Here is a 16,707-nt window from a genome sequence, read left to right on the forward strand (position 1 = left end):
GAGGGCGTCATGGAAATCGCGGTGATCGGAGCGGGCCCGGTGGGCCTGATGCTGGCGGCGGAGCTGCGGCTCGGCGGCGCCGCCCCGGTGGTCCTGGAGCGGCGCGCGGTCCCCGACCCGCGGCCGCGGGCCAACGGCCTCGTCGGCCGGATCGTCGAGCAGCTCGACCACCGCGGGCTCCTCGGCCGGTTCCGGGCCGAAGCGGCGTTCGCCGGGCCGGTCCCCCGCTTCCCGTTCGGGCCGGTGCCGCTGGACTTCACGCCACTCGCGCGCTCGCCGCTGCACTCGCTCCTGGTGCAGCAGCCGCGGATCGAGGCCGTGCTGGCCGAACGCGCCACCGAGCTCGGCGCCGAGCTCCGGCGCGGGCACGAGCTGGTGAGCCTCGACCCGTTCACCGTCCGCGGCCCGGACGGCGAGTACCGCGCGGACCCGGAGTACGTCGTCGGCTGCGACGGCGCGCACAGCCGCGTCCGCGAGCTGGCCGGGATCGGCTTTCCCGGCACCACCGACGGCGAACTGCTGCGGCTCGGCCACTTCCGGGCGGAGGCGCCGCTGTCCGGCGCGACCGGCGGCTGGCGGCGCCGGCCGGGCGGCCGCGTGCTGGTGACGTCGCTGACGCCGGGTGTCGTGATCGTCGGCGTCCGTGAAGTGACGCCGGAGCCGCCCGGCGAGCCGACGTTGGCGGAGTTCCGCGCCGCCCTCCGGCGGGTCCTCGGCGAAGACCTCCCCCTCGGCGAACCGCTCTGGCTGTCGCGGACGACGAGTTCGGCGCGGCTCGCCTCGCGGTACCGGGCCGGCCGCGTGCTCCTGGCCGGCGACGCCGCCCACCTCTTTCCCGCCGGGGGGTCCTCGCTCAACGTCGGGCTGCTGGACGCGGTCAACCTCGGCTGGAAGCTCGCCGCCGTCGTGCGCGGTTCGGCACCGGAAAGCCTCCTCGACAGCTACCACGCCGAACGGCACCCGGTGGCCGCGCGGACGTTGACGCACACCCGCGTCCAAGCCCTGCTCGACCGCCTGACCGGCGAAGACGGCGATGCGCTGCGGACGCTCTTCGGCGAGCTGGCGGCGTTCCCCGAGCCGGCCCGGCGGCTCGGGGAGCTCCTGCGGGACGCCGACGAGCTGCCCTACGTGCCCGACCTGCCGCTGACCGTCGGCGGCGAGCCGACCCGGGTGGCCGAAGTCATGCGCGCCGCGCGGACGGTGTTGTTCGACTTCGCCGACCGCGCCGACCTGCGGGAGGCGGCCGGGGCGGGCGTGAACATCGTCACAGCCGAGTGCCCGGACGCCCCGGCCGACGCGCTGCTCGTGCGTCCGGACGGCGTGGTGGCCTTCCGCGGCGGTGATCCCGCGGCGTTGCGGGAAGCAATGACGGCACCGGGGCGTTGACCCCGGTTGTGAGCTCACTGCCTGACGTGCCGCTGTCCGTGCTCGACCTGTCCCCGGTTTCGGAGGGGAACACCGTCGGCGAGACGCTGCGCAACACCCTGGACCTCGCCCGCGCCGCGGAACGGCTGGGCTACCACCGCTACTGGCTGGCCGAGCACCACAACATGCCCGGCATCGCCAGCTCGGCCACCGTCGTGCTGATCGGGCACGTCGCCGACGCCACCGAACGCATCCGCGTCGGGTCGGGCGGCATCATGCTGCCCAACCACGCCCCGCTGGTCGTCGCCGAGCAGTTCGGCACCCTGGAGGCGTTCCACCCCGGCCGGATCGACCTCGGCATCGGCCGCGCGCCCGGCACCGACCAGCGCACCGCGCTCGCCCTGCGCGGGCCGGGCGGGCTGTCCGCGGAGAACTTCCCGGAGCACCTGCAGGAGCTGATCGGCTACTTCACCCACTCGGAGGCCCGCGGGGTCAACGCGGTGGTGGCCGAGGGCAACCAGCCGCCGGTGTGGCTGCTCGGTTCGAGCGGCTTCAGCGCCCAGCTCGCCGGCCGGCTCGGGCTGCCGTTCTCCTTCGCGCACCACTTCGCCGCCGAGAACACCATCCCGGCCGTGCAGCTCTACCGCGAGAACTTCCGGCCCGGCGTGCTCGAGGAGCCGTACGTGATGCTCGGCGTGTCCGTGGTCGCCGCCGAAACCGACGAGCGCGCCCGCTTCCTGGCCGGCCCGAGCGGACTGACGTTCCTCAGCCTCCGCCGCGGCCGTCCGATCGCGCTGCCGACACCGGAAGAGGCCGCGGAGTACCCGTACACCGAAATGGACCGTGCGTTCCTCGCCGAGCGCTTCGGGTCCAGCGTCGTCGGCTCGCCGGAGACCGTCCAAAAGGGACTCGAGCAGCTGCTGGCCGACACCGGCGCGAACGAGCTGATGGTCACCACGATGGTCCACGGCCACGCCGACCGCATCCGCTCCTACGAACTCCTCGCCGACCTCAAGTCCTGACCCGTACCCGGCCGGACGACACGCGTACACCGAAGGACGACACGGCCGCGCCCGCCGGGTTTCCCGTGTCGTCCAGCTGGGTACGCGTGTCGTCCGGCGGGGTACGCGTGTCGTCTGTTCCGGTACGCGGGAATTGACAACGCGCGGGGAATTGTCAAGCCCGTGCGCGCCGGGAGCGGAGGTTCTTTTCCTTCGTTGACAACAAGATCGGGTCCGTTTGTCAGCACCGGACAAGAAATGCTCGGTTACCAGCCCGTGACCCCGTGATCCTGCTCAAGTTCTTGTCTCCCAGCAAGGCCGTCGTTAGCGTACCGACCAGTAGGAAACGGCACGGTGCCCCCGAGACCGTGAATGGCCGGAATTTGTTACCCCGTTCGGACCATTTCCCTTTAGTCTTCTCGGGCGTATTCGTCGTGCCGCCGAAACCGCTGGAGGCACACGAATGGCCGAACGGACGACGACGGCGTCGTTCCCGGGGGCGGCCGCACTGCGGCAGACCGGCCGGCTTTACGGGCTCGGTTTCGACGTCGTCCGGCTGACCTTCCGCCGCCCGTTCCAGGTGCGTGAGCTGATCCAGCAGTTCTGGTTCATCGCGAGCGTGTCGATCCTGCCGACGGCGCTGGTCTCGATCCCGTTCGGCGCGGTGATCGCGCTGCACATCGGCTCGCTGACCACGCAGATCGGCGCGCAGTCCTTCACCGGCGCGGCGAGCGTGCTGGCGATCATCCAGCAGGCCAGCCCGATCGTCACGGCGCTGCTCATCGCCGGCGCCGGCGGCAGCGCGATGTGCGCTGATCTCGGCTCCCGCACCATCCGCGAAGAAATCGACGCGATGGAGGTCCTCGGCGTCTCGCCGGTCCAGCGCCTCATCGTGCCGCGGGTGCTCGCCGCGATGGGGGTCGCGGTCTTCCTCAACGGCATGGTCAGCGTCGTCGGCGTGCTCGGCGGCTACTTCTTCAACGTGATCATGCAGCACGGCACCCCGGGCGCCTACCTGGCGAGTTTCTCCGCCCTCGCCCAGCTTCCGGACCTGTGGATCAGCGAGATCAAGGCGCTCATCTTCGGCTTCGTCGCCGGGGTCGTGGCCTCCTACCGCGGCCTCAACCCCAAGGGCGGCCCGAAGGGCGTCGGCGACGCGGTCAACCAGTCGGTGGTCATCACCTTCCTGCTGCTGTTCGTGCTGAACCTGATCCTCACCACCGTCTACCTGCAACTCGTCCCGCCCAAGGGGAGCTAGAAGTGACGACCACGGACCTCCCGAGAGCAGCTCGGGTACGCGAGGCCGTCGACCGCCGGTTCGGCTTCCTCGACACCCTCGGCGACCAGATCCTCTTCTTCCTCCGCGCGATCGCCTGGACCCCGCGCGCCCTGCACCGCTACCTGCGCGAAGTCGTCCGCCTGCTGGCCGAGGTCAGCTTCGGCAGCGGCGCGCTGGCCGTCATCGGCGGCACGATCGGCGTGATGATCGGGATGACCGTGGCGACCGGCACGGTCGTCGGCCTCCAGGGCTACTCCGCGCTGAACCAGGTCGGGACGTCGGCGTTCGCCGGGTTCGTCTCCGCCTACTTCAACACGCGCGAGATCGCGCCGCTGGTCGCCGGCCTGGCCCTGAGCGCCACCGTCGGCTGCGGCTTCACCGCGCAGCTCGGCGCGATGCGGATCTCCGAGGAGATCGACGCCCTCGAGGTCATGGGCATCCCCAGCGTCCCGTACCTGGTGACGACCCGGGTGATCGCGGGCTTCCTCGCCGTCATCCCGCTGTACGCGATCGGGCTGCTGTCCAGCTACCTCGCGTCGCGGCAGGTCACCGTCTGGTTCTACGGCCAGTCCGCGGGCACCTACGACCACTACTTCCTGCTGTTCCTGCCGCCCGGCGACGTGCTGTGGTCGTTCGGGAAGGTCCTGGTGTTCAGCGTCGTGGTGGTCATGGCGCACTGCTACTACGGCTTCCGCGCGAGCGGCGGCCCGGCCGGCGTCGGGGTCGCGGTGGGCCGCGCGGTGCGCACCGCGATCGTCGCGATCAGCGTCCTCGACTTCTTCCTGTCCCTGGCGATCTGGGGCGCGACGACGACCGTGCAGGTGGCCGGATGAGACGCGAAACCCGCCACAAGGCCGGGGTCCGCACCGCGGGCGTGCTGTTCCTGGCCGTGATGGGCGTCCTCGTGACGCTGTCCATCAAGGTGTACGACAAGGACTTCGTCACCACCGTCCCGGTGACGCTCAAGGCGAGCCGCATCGGCAACCAGCTCTCCCCCGGCGGCCAGGTCAAGGCCCGCGGCGTGCTCGTCGGCGAGATCCGCGGCGTCCGGGCGACGCCGCAGGGCGCCGAGATAGCGCTTGCTCTGGAGCCGGGCAAAGTGGACATGCTGCCCCGCAACGTCTCCGCGCTGCTCGTCCCGAAGACGCTGTTCGGCGAACGGTACGTCCAGCTGTCCATCCCGGACGGCGAGCGGGCCCCGCACCTGGTCGCCGGCGACGTCATCGAGCAGGACCGGTCGGCCAACGCGGTCGAGCTGGAACGGGTCTTCGACAACCTCCTCCCGGTGCTCCAGGCGGTCCAGCCGCAGAAGCTGGCGACGACCCTGACCGCGGTTTCGACGGCCCTGGAGGGACGCGGCGAGCAGCTCGGCAAGACCATCGGCACCGCCGCGGACTACCTCAAGGAATTCAACCCCGACCTCCCGCAGCTCACTTCGGACCTGAAGGACCTCGCGACGGTTTCGCGGCTCTACGGCGACATCGCGCCCGACCTCCTGGACGCGCTCACCGACTCCGCCGTCACGCTCAACACGGTCAAGGAGAAGCAGTCCGACCTCGCCGGGGTGTACCAGCAGGTGACGTCCTCGTCCCAGGAGGTCGCCACCTTCCTGGCCGCCAACCGGGACAACCTCATCTCCCTGGCCGCCGACAGCCGCGCGCCACTGGAGATCGCGGCGAAGTACTCCCCCAGCTTCGCCTGCACCATCGGCTCGCTCAACGCACTGAGAGGCTCCATGGACAAGGTGCTCGGCGCGGGCACCGGTGAACCGGGCGTGCACGCCGAAGTCGCGATCGTGCCCGACAGCGGCAAGTACCTGCCCGGCGGCCGGGACGACCCGCGCTTCACCGGCGGCGGCGAGCCGCGGTGCTACCCCTCCGGCGTCTCCCCGACGATCGGCACCGCCGCGGCGGCCCCGGGGACCACCGGGCACCCGCTGCTCACCGGCGGCCGGGGTGACCTCGGGCTCCCGAACTCGCCGCAGGAGCAGCAGCTGCTGTCCACGCTCCTCGCCCCGTCGATCGGGGTGCCGACGGCCGAGGTCCCGGGCTGGAGCAGCGTGCTCGTCGGCCCGCTCTTCCGCGGCACGGAGGTGACGCTCAAGTGAGGAACATCGCCGCCCCGCTGATCAAGAGCCTGATCTTCATCGCCGTCACCGTGCTGGCGACGACGGTGCTCGCCATCTCCATCACGAACTCCGGCGTCGGCGCCACCGAGCGCTACACGGCCAAGTTCCTCGACGCGACTTCGCTCAACGTCGGCGACGACGTGCGGATCTCCGGGGTCCGCGTCGGCCAGGTCGAATCCCTCGACATCGGCGACCGCAACCGCGCGGTGGTCGGGTTCTCCCTCGACCAGGGCCGTCGGCTGCCCGCCGACGTCCGCGCGGTCATCAAGTACCGCAACATGGTCGGCCAGCGGTACGTCGCCCTCGAGCGCGGGAACACCGGCACCCGGGAGCAGCTGCCGCAGGGTGCGGAGATCCCGCTGGACCGCACGACACCCGCGCTGGACCTCACCGACCTCTTCAACGGCTTCAAACCGCTCTTCCAGGCGCTGTCGCCGAACGACGTCAACGAGCTCTCCGGCGAAATCGTCCAGGTGCTCCAAGGCGAAGGCGGCACCGTCGAGAGTCTGCTGCAGCACACCGGTTCCCTGACCACCACCCTCGCCGGGCGCGACAAGGTGATCGGCGAGGTGATCGGGAACCTCAACACGGTCCTGAACACGGTCAACGGCAAGGGCGACGCGCTGGCGAACCTCGTGTCCACGCTGCGTCAGCTGGTCTCCGGCCTGGCCGGCGACCGCGCCGCGATCGGCGACGCCATCAGCGGCATCGGCGCGCTGACCGAGTCGGCCGCCGGGCTGTTCGAGCAGGCCCGCCCGCCGCTGAAGGACAGCATCGCCGGCCTGCAGGAGGTCGCGGGCACGCTGGCCCAGAACCAGTCCGATGTGGACAGCTTCCTGACCAACCTGCCGGTGAAGTTCACCGAAATCGGCCGGACCGCCTCCTACGGATCGTGGATGAACTTCTTCCTCTGCCGCGCCACGCTCGAAGCCACGCCCCCGCGCGGAGTGCTGACCCACACGGCGAGGTGCGGATCGTGAAGTCCTTCAAGGAACGCAACCCGATCGTCCTCGGCGTCGTGGGCAGCATCGGCCTGGCCGCCCTGCTCACCGTCACGCTCAACTACGACAACCTGCCGGTCGTCGGCGGCGGCACGACGTACGCGGCCGAGTTCTCCGAGGCCGCGGGCCTGCAGCCGGACGACGAGGTCCGGATCGCCGGCATCAAGGTCGGCGAGGTCCGCACGGTCGCGCTGGCCGACGACCACGTCCTGATCTCCTTCCGGGTCAAGAACGCCTGGATCGGCGACCGCACGTCCGCCGAGATCAAGATCAAGACGTTGCTGGGCCGCAAGTTCCTCGCGCTCAACCCCACCGGCGACGACGTCCAGGACCCCGATCGGCCCATCCCGCGGAGCCGGACGGTCACGCCCTACGACGTCACCGACGCCTTCAACGGCCTCGCCGACACCGTCGGCGCGATCGACACCAAGCAGCTCGCGGACAGCTTCACGACGTTGTCGGACACCTTCCGCAACTCCCCCGAGCACGTCCGCAGCGCGCTCGACGGCCTGTCCCAGCTGTCCAAGACGGTCTCCAGCCGCGACGGCGAGATCGCCGAACTGCTGGCCAACGCGCGGAAGCTGACCACGACGCTGGCGAACTCGAACGACGACTTCGAGAAGCTGATCGGCGACGGCAACCTGCTGCTCACCGAGCTGAACAGCCGCCGCGACGCGATCCGCGACCTGCTGGACGGCTCGGCGCGGCTGGCGACCCAGCTCAGCGGGCTGGTGCAGGACAACAACGACGCGCTCAAGCCGGCCCTGCAGTCGCTCAACCAGGTCACCGACCTGCTCAAGCGGCAGAACGACAACCTCTCCAAGGGCCTGCAGCTGGCCGGCCCGTACTTCCGGGTGCTCACCAACACGGCGGGCAACGGCCACTGGGTCGACGCCTACCTCTGCGGGCTGCTGCCCGAGAACCACGACCCCTGCACCCCGCCGAAGAACAAGGGAGGAGCGAAGTGAGCGCGCTGACCACCACCCGCGCCGGCGTCCTGGCGAGCCGGTTCGTCGCCGCCGCCCTACTGCTCGCCCTCGTCGTTTCGGCGGCGCTGTGGTGGGTGTTCTCCGGCTCCGGCCAGCACCACGTCACCGCGTTCTTCACCCGCGCGGTCGGCGTCTACCCCGGTTCCGACGTCCGTGTGCTCGGCGTCCGGATCGGCCAGGTCGACTCGGTCACGCCGGAGGGCGAGCAGGTGCGGGTGACCATGAGCGTCGACGGCTCGGTCGGCGTCGCCGAGGACACCACGCTCCTGGTGATCGCGCCCAGCGTCGTCGCCGACCGCTACCTGCAGTTCGCCAAGCCGGCCCGGGGCGGCCCCCGGCTGCCCGACGGCGCGACGATCCCGATCCGGCGGACGGCCACCCCGGTGGAGCTCGACCAGCTCTACGCCAGCCTCGACACGATCTCGAAGGCACTCGGCCCGAACGGCGCCAACTCCCAGGGGGCGCTGTCGGACCTGCTGAAGACCGGCGCGCAGACCCTGCAGGGCAACGGCAGCGCGTTCAACGACAGTGTCCGCAACTTCGCCCAGCTGGCCCGCACGCTGGCCGGGAACTCGAACGACCTGTTCGGCACCGTCACCGAGCTGCAGCAGTTCACCACCATGCTGGCCACCAACGACAACCAGGTCAGCACCGTGAACCAGCAGCTGGCGCAGATCTCCGGCACCCTCGCGGCCAACAGCGGCGAGCTGGCGCGGGCCCTCGACGGCCTCGGCCGCGCGCTCGCCGACGTCCAGGCGTTCATCCGGGACAACCGCGGCGCGCTCAAGGCCGATGTGGACAACCTGGTGACGACCACCCGGACCCTCGTCGAGCAGCGCGCGTCGCTGGCCGAAACGCTCGACGTCGCGCCGCTGGCGGTGGCGAACGTGCTCAACGCGGTCGACCCGGCCACCGGACGGCTGCTCGGCCGCGGCAACTTCGACTACTACCTCCAGCCGCCGCTGCCGCTGCCGGTGACCGGTGACACCTACACGAACGGAGGCGGGCGATGAAGCGCGTGCTCGCCGTCTTCGCCGTCGGGTGCCTGACGCTCGCGGGCTGCTCGTCCGGTGAGTTCAAGGGCGTCTACGACCTGCCGCTGCCGGGCGGCGCCGACGTCGGCGACCACCCGTACTCGGTGACCGTGCAGTTCGCCGACGTGCTCGACCTCGTGCCGCAGGCCGCGGTGAAGGTCGGGGACGTCCCGGTGGGCCGCGTGCGCGAAGTCCGGCTGGGCGGGGACGGCTGGACGGCCGAAACGGTCGTCGAAGTCAACGGCGACGTCGTGCTGCCCGCGAACGCGGTCGCGCGGCTGCGCCAGTCCAGCCTGCTCGGCGAGAAGTTCGTCGAGCTGGCCCCACCGGACGGCGACACGAAGACCGCGGGCACCGGCCGGCTGGCGAACGGCGCCACGATCACCCTGGACCGGACCAACCGCAACCCCGAGTTCGAAGAGATCTTCGGCGCCCTTTCCCTGCTGCTCAACGGCGGCGGCATCGGGCAGCTGCAGACGATCAACCGCGAGCTGTCGAAGGTGATGGACGGCAACGAAGAGCAGATCCGGTCGTTCCTCTCCGGGGTGAACACCCTGATGACCGACCTGGACGCCCACCGCTCGGAGATCACCGAAGCGCTCGACGGGCTGAACCGGCTGTCGACCACGCTGGCGAACCGCCACGAGCAGATTTCCGGCGCGCTGACCGACCTGACGCCGGGGTTGAAGACGCTCACCGACCAGCGCACCCAGCTCGTTTCGATGCTGCAGTCGCTGGACCGGCTCTCCACGGTGGCCACCGACGTCGTCGACCGCAGCCGGGCCGACATGGTGGCCGACCTGCGGGCGCTGGCCCCGATCCTGGAGCAGCTGGCCGCCGCCGGGAAGAACCTGCCGCAGTCGCTGCAGATGCTGCCGACGTTCCCGTTCCCGGACTCGGTGCTCGGCGCGGTGAAGGGCGACTACGTCAACGCCTTCGTCTCGATGATCCCGGCGCCCGGCGCACCGCTGCCGCCGCTCAACGAGGGTGTTCCGCGGGAGGGCCTGCCGATCTTCCCCCCGCTGCCGAGCAGCACCACCCCGGCTCCCTCCGGAGGCCGCTGATGCTGAGCAACAGGGTACGCGTCCAGGTCGTCCTGTTCGTCGTGATCGCGCTGGCCACGACGGCGTTCGTCGGCGCGAACTACGCCGGGCTGGGGCGGCTGTTCGGCTCCGGCAGCTACACGGTGAAGCTCGAACTCGCCGAAGGCGGCGGGCTGTTCACCAACGGCGAGGTCACCTACCGCGGTGTCGCCGTCGGCCGGGTCGGCGAGCTGCGGCTCACCGTCACCGGGATGGAGGCGGACCTGCTGATCGACGACGCGGCCCCGCCCATCCCGGCCGACTCGCGGGCCGTGGTGGCGAACCGCTCGGCGGTCGGCGAGCAGTACGTCGACCTGCAGCCGCGCACCGCCGACGCGCCCTACCTCGAGGGCGGCTCGGTGATCCGGCGCGAGTCGACCACGCTGCCGCTGCCGGTCAACAGCCTGCTGACCGACCTGGACCAGTTCACCGGGTCCGTGCCGACGCAGGACCTGCGCACGGTGGTGAACGAGCTCGACGACGCCCTGCGCGGCACGGGCCCGGACCTGCAGACGCTGATGGACTCGGCGACGACGTTCACCCAGGAGGCGAGCAGCCACCTGCCGCAGACGTCGAAGCTGATCGGCGACGGCGCCACGGTGCTGCGCACCCAGATCGACTCCTCCGGCGAGTGGCGTGCGTTCAGCAGCAACGCGCGCGTCTTCGCCGAGCAGCTGGCGAGGTCCGACGGCGACCTGCGGCGGCTGATCGCGGCCGCCCCGCCCGCGGCGTCCGAACTCGGCGGGCTGCTGAAGGAGAACGACCCCGGCCTGCCGATCCTGCTGGCCAACCTGCTGACCACGGCTCGCGTGTTCGGCACCCGCACCCAGGCTGAAGAGCAGCTGCTGTCGGACGTGCCCCGCGCGGTCGCGACGGTCGGGTCGGCGCTGAACGACCGGGGCGACCAGCTGCGGATGGGGCTGGTGCTGAACTTCAACGACCCGCCGCCGTGCACCCAGGGCTACGAGAAGACACCGCACCGGCCGAGCAACGACCTTTCGCCGATGCCGTTCAACACCGACGCGGCCTGCACGCTGCCCTACGGGAACCCGAGCTCGGTGCGCGGCTCGCAGAACGCGCCGCACCCGCCGGTCCCGGCGGCGGTGCTGCCGGGCGGGCTGACGAACCCGCTCTCGCTCGGGACGCAGGCGACGGCGACGACCCTCGGGGAGGTGCTGTGGCTGCGCTGAAGCTCGCGCCGGTAGTGGCCCTGACGGCGGCGGCCGTGTTCGCGGGCTGGTCGGGCTATTCGTGGTACTCGGCGGCCCACGCGACCTCGGTGACGTACGGGGCCGCCCGCGACGAGGCACTGGCCACCGGCCGCACGCTGGTGGCCGAGCTCACCACGCTGGACTACCACGACGTGGACGCCGGTCTCGGCAAGTGGCTGTCGGCCTCGACGGGCCCGCTGCACGACCAGCTGGCCCGCACCGACGAGACGACGAAGAAGACCCTGGCGGCGAACGCCACGGTGGCGACGGGCCGCGTGGTGGACGCGGGCCTGAGCGAACTGGACGAGCACACGGGCACGGCGAAGCTGCTGGCCTCGGTGGAGATCACGATGGCCAAGCAAGGAACGGCCCCGGCGGTCAAGCGCAACCGCTTCGCGGCGGCGCTGAGCCGGACGCCGGACGGGTGGAAGTTGAGCGCGCTGGACCAGCTGCCGGTGGGTGCCCGATGAGCCGCGCGAAGACGGCCGTGGAGGAGCCGGCCGACGCTGCCGCCACGGACGCCGTTGACGCCGTTGACGCGAACACCGCCGAGGGCGGCGCGGCCGAGCCCGGCGCCGCCGGCTCCGGAGGTGCGACCCCGTCTCCCGAAGGCAGTGCCTCCGCCCGCGCGGGGGCCGAGGCCGACGCCACCGCGGACCGCGCGACCGAGCCCGCAGCCGAAACCGACCAGGCCGAAGCCAGCGAAACCGACCAGTCCGAAGCCGGCTCCACCGCCGAAACCGATCCGGCCGAAGCCGGCTCCACCGCCGAAGCCGACTCCACCGCCGAAGCCGACCCGGACGAAGCTGAAGCCGTCGAAACCGAAGCCGAAGCCGCCCCAGCCGAGCCGCGGCCCGTCTGGCGCCGCCTGCCCGCCCTCCTCCTCGCCGCCGCCCTCGTCCTCGCCGGGGCCGGTGTCTGGTTCACCCTCGAAGCCCGCGCCGCCGCCGGCAACCCCGCCGCCGCGAACGTGGCGCTCACCGACGTCGGTGCCACCGCCGATGTCAGCTCCGCGGTCACCCTCGCCGTCAACCGGATCTTCTCCTATTCCTACGACCGGACCGACGTCACCGAAAAGGCCGCCGCCGCCGTGTTGCGCGGGTCGGCCAAGGATTCCTACGACAAGCTCTTCACCGAAGTGAAGCGGAAGGCACCCGAACAGAAGCTCGTGCTCACGTCGCGCGTTTCGGCCATCGCCGTGCAGGAACTCAAAAATGGTCAAGCGCGGTTGCTCGTCTTTCTCGACCAATCAGCCGTCCGGGCCGAAAACAATGCGACCGACAGTGCCGCGGCGCAGCTTTCCGTGACCGCGGAGCACACCACCGGCGGCTGGGTCATCACCGCACTCGAGCCGCGCTGACCCGACTCGCCGAAATACCGCACGTAACCGTTTCCGGGAGCACCCGGAAACGGCCGGGAAAACGCAAAAGGAGGACAACCATGTCCGTGGCAACGCAGCTGAAGAGACTGGCCGTGCTCACGTCGGCGACGGCCGTCGTGCTCGGCGGGGTGGCCGTGACGCCGGCTTCGGCCGACGTCATCGAGATCCCCGTGTCCTACAAGGTGTCCGGCTCCACCACCGTCAAGAAGACCGGCAGCGCCATGACCCTCGGCCCCGGCACCCTCAAGGGCAACCTCATCATCGACGACCAGACCGGCTCGGTCGGCCTCAGCGCGGACCTGTCGCTGCCGCCGGCCCAGGCCAACATCTCCCTGGTCGCCGGTCTGTTCCGGATCAAGGCGACGGTGAAGGTGGTCCCGCTCGGGCCGTCCACCGGCACCCTCGCCGACGGCACGCTGACCGCGCACGCCAAGTCCAACATGGAGATCTCCAACATCTACTTCGGCATCCTCAGCGAACCGACCATCCCGCTGCCGACCCTGCCCGGCGCCTGCAAGACGAAGACGCCGATCGAAATGGACCTGGTCGCGCCGAACATCGACATCACGTCGCCGACCATCACGCTCAGCTCGACCTACACCATCCCCGACTTCAACAACTGCTTCCTCGCCGACCTCGCGCTCGGCGCCCTGGTTTCCGGGCCGGGCAACACGATTTCGCTCGACCTGACCAGCGACGTCAGCTGAGGCGACGGGTGGCGGGCGCACCGCCCGCCACCCGCCCGCTCAGCACACCGCGGTGGGATCTTCCTTCAGCCCGAAGCTGTCGCTGTCCCCGGCCGAGACGGCGAAGACCGGCCCGCACGGGGCGGGGTCCGGGTGGGTTTCGCCGACGAGGTTCGAACCCCACGCGATGATGTCGCCGTTGGCCTTGAAGGCCAGGTTGTGGTTGGCCCCGGCATCGATGCCCACGACACCCGACAGGGCTTCGTCGGGGACGGTCACCTGACCGTAGTTGTTGCGCCCCCACGCGTAGACGCGGCCGTCCTTCAAGGCCAGGCTGTGCTGGAACCCGGCGGACACCGCGGTGACGCCCGACGCCAGGGCCGCCGGCACGGCCGCCTGCCCGTAGATGTTGCTCCCCCAGGCCAGCACGCCGCCGTTCTTGATCACCAGGTTGTGGTCACCACCGGCGGCGATCGCGGTCACGCCGGACTGCGCGGCCGCCGGCACGTCGGTCCGGACGCCCCAGCTCACCACCTGACCGTTCTGCTTGAGCGCCAGGCTGTGCATGTAGGACGTCGAGATCGCCGTGACACCACTGGTCGCCGAGGCGGGCACGTCGGTCTGGCCGTACCAGTCGTTGCCCCAGGCCAGAACCTGACCGTCCTTGAGGGCGAGTTCGTGGCCCCAGCCCGACGCGATCTGGCCGACCCCGGACAGTGCCGCGGCGGGCACTTCGTTGGCGCCCCAGTTGTTCGCGCCCCACGCGAGGACCGTCCCACCCTTCAAGGCGAGCACGGTCGTGGTGCCCGCCGACACGGCGGTGACCCCGGTCAGCGCCGCCGCCGGGGGAACGGTGAGGTTGAAGTCCGGCTTCCCCCAGCCGACCACCCCGCCCACGGTGGCCGCGGACGCCGGCGACGCGCAGAGCGACAGGGCCACCGCCGCCGAGGCCGTCAATACGGCTCCCCTGAGCGATACCCGTTCACAACGTGAAATAAGTGGCACGGTAGCCTCCTTTCTCCCGTTTCGTTATCTTGGATTGCTTCGGCAAGATCGTGAATGGTAGACCGTTCTGAGCGGTGTTCGACCACGCGGTGGTTCTTTGTCAAGATCCGATGAAACCGCCGTCAGTCCTGCGCGGCAGCGAACAAGAAACCCGAACCGTCCCGGTGCGGTGCGCTGACGATGCCACAAAGTCTTGTACCGTAATGAACTCGCGAGTAGCCTCATTCCCGGCAGATGGACCTCCACCTCGCACGTCGGTGAATTCACGTCCCGCCGCTCGGGGCAATGGGGGCGGGCGAACGTGATGGGAGACCAACGACGGCGAGCAATCGATCAGCCAAAGCCGAGACTGTACTGAATCAAAGGAGATGGGTATGTCCCGACTCAGCAGGCTGTCCGCCGGAATCGCGACCACCGCTACCGCCGTCGGCGCCATCGCGGTGCTGACCGCGGGGACCGCGGCCGCCGCCACGATCACCTACACCGCCGGTGGCACCACGCCCCTGACCTACACCTGCACGTTCCCCGGCGTCTCGCCGCAGCCGGTCCTCGTCACGTCGCACCTGGACGCCGATGACTCCGTCGCGGCCGGCGGCACCGTCACCCCGGCCAACGTGGGCGGCTCCGCGACGATCAGCGCCGGCGTCCACGCGCTGCTCACCGCGGTCGGCTACGACGGCATCCGCGGTACCGCCACGGTGCCGGTGACGGCGGCGTCGGGCACCCTGTCGCAGCCGGCGGCCACCGGGCTCGACATCCCGGAGACCATCTACCCGGCCGGCGGCCCGATCACGGTGAACATCTCGCAGGTCGCGACCTCCACCGTGCCGACCTACACCGCTCCGGCGACGGCGGGCACCGACACGCTGTCGATGGGCAACACGGTCACGGCGAGCCTCGAGTTCCACAAGAAGGCGAACAACACCTGGACGCCGTGGACGATGAGCTGCAACCTGAAGGTCACCAACCCGGCGCAGAACACCGCGTTCAGCCCGAGCATCACCGTCTCCTGACCGGGTTTCCCGGGTGCGGACCCCTCGCCGGGCCCGCACCCGGGATCTTCCGTCCCCGCTTTCGAACACACCAGGGAAACCGATGCCCCGTCGAGTCCGGCCCCGCTCCGTCACGGTGACCGCGCTGGCGGCCGCCGGCCTGCTGTCCGCGGCGAACGGCGCACTGACCGGGGTCGGTTCGGCCGCCCCCGCCCCCGCATCGCCGCCGGAGAAGACGGCGACGGCGTCGGTCTCGGTGACCTGTCCCTTCGCCGATCCGCTCGGCCCGCGCAAGCTCACCGTCGAAACGTCGGCGACCCTGCCCAGCCAGGCGAAGTCCGGCACCTCGGCGACGATCGGCAAGTACTCGGTGCAGTTGAGCCTCCCCCGCGACGTCGCGGTGTCGCTCCTGCCCGCCGGCGCCACCGCCGGTTCGCTGCAGGGCGCGGTGCAGCTCGACCTCACCGTGCACCAGGGCGAACGCTCGGACAAGATCCCGGTCCCCCTCACCGTGGCGCCGACGCCCCTGCCGGAAACCGGTGACGTCACCCTCACCACCACCGGCGACGTGCCGGAGATCGCGATCAACACCATCGGCGCCGTCACCTTCGACGTCACCGCGCCGACACTCGCGCTGACCGCCGTCCCCGCACCCGAGGCGCCCGCGACCCCCACCGCGCCCGACGCGCCGGCCACGCCCGCGGCCGCCCAGCCGGCGCCGCCGATCGCGTGCACCCTCGACCCCGACCAGCAGGCGACGCTGGGCACGATCCTCGTCCAGCCGACGGCGGGTCCCGAGCAGAAGGCCGCGCTCGGCGCGGCTGCTGCGCCGGAAGACGAACCGCCGCCCCCGAACGAATACACCGTGCCGCTCGGCCTCATCACCATCTTCACGAAGTCGACCATCAAGCGGCTGGGCGCGAAGGTCGTGTCCGACCCCGCCCTCCTGATCAACGGGTTCTTCTCGGTGGACCTCGACACCGGCGCGTCCCGGGTTTCCGGGTCGGCGGTGTTCAAGCCGGCGACCACCACGTTCCTCGCGTTCGGGTTCGTGCCGGTGACGGCGACCGTCGAGTTCCTGCCGGTGGACTACCTCAACAGCAAGATGATCGAAATCGGCGGCGGGCTGTACACCGGCGACGACGGCTACGTGTGGCTGACCACCCAGCTGGACGTGATGGGCCGGGTGAGCGGCGTGAAGATCAACGGCGTCCCGGTCGACGTCGGCCCCGACTGCGTGACGAAGGACCCCATCACCCTTCACGTCAGCGGCCACTACGACCCCTTCTCCACCGGCCACATCCAGGACCCGGACTTCAAGCTGCCCGAATTCCGCGACTGCGGCTCCGGCAGCCAGGACCTCACCCCGCTGCTCACCGGCATGAGCTCGGGCAAGGGCAACGAGGCCCTCATCGACACCTACAACCTGAACGGCTGCATGGAGCCCGACCACACCCAGTGCCCGCCGGACACCCTCCCGCCCACGCAGGGCTCACCGGCGGCGGCGCAGAAGGCGGCCGCGAAGCCGAGGTGAACTCACATCAGCAGGCCGC

General features: G+C 70.8%; 16 protein-coding genes. 15 read left to right on the forward strand and 1 reads right to left on the reverse strand.

The window, feature by feature from the left end; genetic code table 11:
- The first annotated feature begins 9 nt into the window (after positions 1–9).
- From ACWEGE_RS04700 to ACWEGE_RS04760, 13 genes are all read left to right on the forward strand, one after another.
- A complete protein-coding gene (locus ACWEGE_RS04700) occupies positions 10–1,386 on the forward strand; it encodes an FAD-dependent monooxygenase (protein WP_449659046.1) in 1,377 nt (458 codons plus the stop codon).
- An 8-nt stretch (positions 1,387–1,394) separates the two neighbouring features.
- Positions 1,395–2,387 (forward strand): LLM class flavin-dependent oxidoreductase, encoded by a 993-nt coding sequence (locus ACWEGE_RS04705; protein WP_449659047.1) that lies wholly within the window; start codon positions 1,395–1,397, stop codon positions 2,385–2,387.
- A gap of 442 nt (positions 2,388–2,829) precedes the next feature.
- Complete coding sequence (locus tag ACWEGE_RS04710) at positions 2,830–3,624, forward strand: MlaE family ABC transporter permease (RefSeq protein WP_086843216.1); 795 nt, start codon at positions 2,830–2,832, stop codon at positions 3,622–3,624.
- Positions 3,625–3,626: 2 nt separating this feature from the next.
- A complete protein-coding gene (locus tag ACWEGE_RS04715) occupies positions 3,627–4,478 on the forward strand; it encodes an MlaE family ABC transporter permease (RefSeq protein WP_449659048.1) in 852 nt (283 codons plus the stop codon).
- Positions 4,475–5,752, forward strand: coding sequence for an MCE family protein (locus tag ACWEGE_RS04720; protein WP_449659049.1), 1,278 nt, complete (start codon positions 4,475–4,477; stop codon positions 5,750–5,752). Before ACWEGE_RS04715 ends, ACWEGE_RS04720 begins: the two co-directional genes overlap by 4 nt.
- The gene (locus tag ACWEGE_RS04725; protein WP_449659050.1) at positions 5,749–6,753 is read left to right on the forward strand and encodes an MCE family protein; all 1,005 of its coding nucleotides are present in this window, start codon (positions 5,749–5,751) and stop codon (positions 6,751–6,753) included. Before ACWEGE_RS04720 ends, ACWEGE_RS04725 begins: the two co-directional genes overlap by 4 nt.
- Entirely contained in the window at positions 6,750–7,742 is a 993-nt protein-coding gene (locus ACWEGE_RS04730; RefSeq protein WP_449659051.1) for an MCE family protein, read from the forward strand. Before ACWEGE_RS04725 ends, ACWEGE_RS04730 begins: the two co-directional genes overlap by 4 nt.
- Positions 7,739–8,776, forward strand: coding sequence for an MCE family protein (locus ACWEGE_RS04735; protein WP_449659052.1), 1,038 nt, complete (start codon positions 7,739–7,741; stop codon positions 8,774–8,776). Before ACWEGE_RS04730 ends, ACWEGE_RS04735 begins: the two co-directional genes overlap by 4 nt.
- The gene (locus ACWEGE_RS04740) at positions 8,773–9,861 is read left to right on the forward strand and encodes an MCE family protein (RefSeq protein WP_449659053.1); all 1,089 of its coding nucleotides are present in this window, start codon (positions 8,773–8,775) and stop codon (positions 9,859–9,861) included. Before ACWEGE_RS04735 ends, ACWEGE_RS04740 begins: the two co-directional genes overlap by 4 nt.
- Positions 9,861–11,069, forward strand: a complete 1,209-nt coding sequence (locus ACWEGE_RS04745) for an MCE family protein (RefSeq protein ID WP_449659054.1) — start codon at positions 9,861–9,863, stop codon at positions 11,067–11,069. The genes ACWEGE_RS04740 and ACWEGE_RS04745 overlap by 1 nt, the downstream gene beginning before the upstream one ends.
- Positions 11,057–11,560 (forward strand): hypothetical protein, encoded by a 504-nt coding sequence (locus tag ACWEGE_RS04750; protein ID WP_449659055.1) that lies wholly within the window; start codon positions 11,057–11,059, stop codon positions 11,558–11,560. The genes ACWEGE_RS04745 and ACWEGE_RS04750 overlap by 13 nt, the downstream gene beginning before the upstream one ends.
- Positions 11,557–12,450: a hypothetical protein gene (locus tag ACWEGE_RS04755; protein ID WP_449659056.1), complete on the forward strand. Its 894-nt coding sequence runs from the start codon at positions 11,557–11,559 to the stop codon at positions 12,448–12,450. Before ACWEGE_RS04750 ends, ACWEGE_RS04755 begins: the two co-directional genes overlap by 4 nt.
- A gap of 80 nt (positions 12,451–12,530) precedes the next feature.
- Positions 12,531–13,178, forward strand: a complete 648-nt coding sequence (locus ACWEGE_RS04760; RefSeq protein ID WP_449659057.1) for a hypothetical protein — start codon at positions 12,531–12,533, stop codon at positions 13,176–13,178.
- Positions 13,179–13,217: 39 nt separating this feature from the next.
- Here the strand turns inward: ACWEGE_RS04760 and ACWEGE_RS04765 are convergent, their stop codons facing one another.
- Positions 13,218–14,114, reverse strand: coding sequence for an RCC1 domain-containing protein (locus tag ACWEGE_RS04765; protein ID WP_449659058.1), 897 nt, complete (start codon positions 14,112–14,114; stop codon positions 13,218–13,220).
- A 422-nt stretch (positions 14,115–14,536) separates the two neighbouring features.
- Here ACWEGE_RS04765 and ACWEGE_RS04770 point away from each other — a divergent pair, with 422 nt between their 5' ends.
- Positions 14,537–15,175, forward strand: coding sequence for a DUF6801 domain-containing protein (locus ACWEGE_RS04770; protein WP_449659059.1), 639 nt, complete (start codon positions 14,537–14,539; stop codon positions 15,173–15,175).
- An 82-nt stretch (positions 15,176–15,257) separates the two neighbouring features.
- Positions 15,258–16,688, forward strand: a complete 1,431-nt coding sequence (locus tag ACWEGE_RS04775) for a DUF6801 domain-containing protein (protein ID WP_449659060.1) — start codon at positions 15,258–15,260, stop codon at positions 16,686–16,688.
- Positions 16,689–16,707: the final 19 nt, after the last annotated feature.

Source organism: Amycolatopsis sp. NPDC004747 (genome assembly GCF_053601335.1).

Excerpts from the sequence above, each read along its gene's own strand:
- ACWEGE_RS04700 (WP_449659046.1), top strand. The coding sequence starts at position 10 with ATGGAAATCGCGGTGATCGGAGCGGGCCCGGTGGGCCTGATGCTGGCG.
- ACWEGE_RS04710 (WP_086843216.1), top strand. The coding sequence starts at position 2,830 with ATGGCCGAACGGACGACGACGGCGTCGTTCCCGGGGGCGGCCGCACTG.
- ACWEGE_RS04720 (WP_449659049.1), top strand. The coding sequence starts at position 4,475 with ATGAGACGCGAAACCCGCCACAAGGCCGGGGTCCGCACCGCGGGCGTG.
- ACWEGE_RS04740 (WP_449659053.1), top strand. The coding sequence starts at position 8,773 with ATGAAGCGCGTGCTCGCCGTCTTCGCCGTCGGGTGCCTGACGCTCGCG.
- ACWEGE_RS04745 (WP_449659054.1), top strand. The coding sequence starts at position 9,861 with ATGCTGAGCAACAGGGTACGCGTCCAGGTCGTCCTGTTCGTCGTGATC.
- ACWEGE_RS04755 (WP_449659056.1), top strand. The coding sequence starts at position 11,557 with ATGAGCCGCGCGAAGACGGCCGTGGAGGAGCCGGCCGACGCTGCCGCC.
- ACWEGE_RS04760 (WP_449659057.1), top strand. The coding sequence starts at position 12,531 with ATGTCCGTGGCAACGCAGCTGAAGAGACTGGCCGTGCTCACGTCGGCG.
- ACWEGE_RS04770 (WP_449659059.1), top strand. The coding sequence starts at position 14,537 with ATGTCCCGACTCAGCAGGCTGTCCGCCGGAATCGCGACCACCGCTACC.
- ACWEGE_RS04775 (WP_449659060.1), top strand. The coding sequence starts at position 15,258 with ATGCCCCGTCGAGTCCGGCCCCGCTCCGTCACGGTGACCGCGCTGGCG.